The sequence below is a fragment of the Pseudomonas sp. K5002 genome, assembly GCF_013386655.1.
Taxonomy (GTDB): domain Bacteria; phylum Pseudomonadota; class Gammaproteobacteria; order Pseudomonadales; family Pseudomonadaceae; genus Aquipseudomonas.
Genome location: NZ_JACARK010000655.1, coordinates 1 through 1,920 on the forward strand (window position 1 = coordinate 1; position 1,920 = coordinate 1,920).

Here is a 1,920-nt window from a genome sequence, read left to right on the forward strand (position 1 = left end):
AAGGGGCGCACCGTCGCGCAACTGGCCAGCAACGGCATGCGCGTGATTGATGACACCTACAACGCCAACCAGTCCTCGATCTGTGCCGCCATCGACCTGCTGACCGGTTTCGCCGGTCGCAAGGTGCTGGTGCTGGGGGATATCGCCGAGCTGGGCGAGTGGGCCGAACAGTCTCACCGTGAAGTCGGCGCGTACGCAACTGGCAAGGTCGATGCCCTGTACGCCGTTGGCCCGAACATGCTGCACGCCGTGGACACCTTCGGGCCGGGCGCCAGGCATTTCGCCAGCCAGGCCGAACTGATCCAGGCACTGAGTGCGGCTGAACAAGACAAACACACCACTATTTTGATCAAGGGATCGCGCAGCGCGGTGATGGAAAACGTCGTCGCGGCCTTGTGTGGCTCAAGTACGGAGAAACATTAATGCTGCTGCTGCTGGCTGAGTATCTGCAACAGTTCCACAAAGGCTTCGCGGTCTTTCAGTACCTGACCCTGCGCGGGATCCTGGGTGTGCTGACCGCGCTGTCGTTGTCGCTGTTCCTCGGGCCATGGATGATCCGTACCCTGCAAAACCTGCAGATTGGCCAGTCGGTACGCAACGACGGCCCGCAGTCGCACCTTTCCAAATCCGGCACCCCGACCATGGGCGGTGCGTTGATCCTGTCGTCCATCGGCATCAGTACGCTGCTGTGGGCTGACCTGCATAACCGTTATGTCTGGACCGTGCTGCTGGTGACCCTGCTGTTCGGCGCCATCGGTTGGGTAGATGACTACCGCAAGGTGATCGAGAAGAACTCCAAGGGGCTGCCTAGCCGCTGGAAGTATTTCTGGCAATCGGTGTTCGGCCTCGGCGCGGCGATCTTCCTGTTCATGACTGCGCCAAGCGCGGTGGAAACCACCCTGATCATCCCGATGCTCAAGGACGCCAGCATTCCACTGGGCGTCGGCTTCGTGGTGCTGACCTACTTCGTGATCGTCGGCTCCAGCAACGCGGTCAACCTGACGGACGGCCTCGACGGCCTGGCGATCATGCCGACGGTGATGGTGGGCGGTGCCCTCGGCATCTTCTGCTACCTGTCGGGTAACGTGAAATTCGCTGAATACCTGCTGATCCCGTATGTACCGGGCGCAGGCGAACTGATTGTGTTCTGCGGCGCGTTGATCGGTGCGGGCCTGGGCTTCCTGTGGTTCAACACCTACCCCGCACAAGTCTTCATGGGCGACGTCGGCGCACTGGCGCTGGGCGCGGCCCTGGGCACCATCGCGGTGATCGTCCGTCAGGAAATCGTCCTGTTCATCATGGGCGGTGTGTTCGTGATGGAAACCCTGTCGGTGGTGATCCAGGTTGCCTCCTTCAAATTGACCGGGCGCCGCGTATTCCGCATGGCGCCGATTCACCACCACTTTGAACTCAAGGGCTGGCCTGAGCCGCGGGTGATTGTCCGTTTCTGGATTATCACCGTGATTCTGGTTCTGTTCGGCCTTGCCACCCTGAAACTGAGGTAGAAACGAGTGTCCCTGATCGCTTCAGACCACTTCCGCATCGTTGTCGGCCTCGGCAAGAGCGGCATGTCCCTGGTTCGCTTCCTGGCGAACCGGGGCACGTCGTTTGCCGTGGCCGATACGCGGGAAAATCCACCGGAGCTGGTCACGCTGCGCCGTGACTACCCGCACGTGGAAGTGCGTTGTGGCGAGCTGGATGTCGAGTTTCTATGCCGTGCCGATGAGCTCTACGTGAGCCCCGGCCTGGCCCTGGCGACCCCGGCCCTGCAAGCGGCGGCGGCCCGTGGCGTGAAGTTGTCCGGCGATATCGAGCTGTTCGCGCGTAACGCGAAGGCGCCGATCGTGGCCATCAGCGGTTCCAATGCCAAAAGCACCGTGACCACCCTGGTGGGCGAGATGGCGGCTGCGGCCGGCAAGC

The 1,920-nt window shown here is 61.9% G+C and carries 2 protein-coding genes and 1 pseudogene; all 3 read left to right on the top strand.

Going from position 1 to position 1,920, the window contains the following annotated elements:
• Positions 1-423 (top strand): glutamate ligase domain-containing protein (locus HX846_RS25620; protein WP_306173152.1); only part of this gene is annotated, 423 nt, incomplete at its 5' end.
• A complete protein-coding gene (gene mraY / locus HX846_RS25625) occupies positions 423-1,505 on the top strand; it encodes a phospho-N-acetylmuramoyl-pentapeptide-transferase (protein ID WP_008434230.1) in 1,083 nt (360 codons plus the stop codon). The genes HX846_RS25620 and mraY, both read left to right, overlap by 1 nt.
• Positions 1,506-1,511: 6 nt before the next feature.
• Positions 1,512-1,920 (top strand): annotated as a pseudogene (murD, locus tag HX846_RS25630) (UDP-N-acetylmuramoyl-L-alanine--D-glutamate ligase); the annotation flags it as partial.

Excerpts from the sequence above, each read along its gene's own strand:
- mraY (WP_008434230.1), top strand. The coding sequence starts at position 423 with ATGCTGCTGCTGCTGGCTGAGTATCTGCAACAGTTCCACAAAGGCTTC.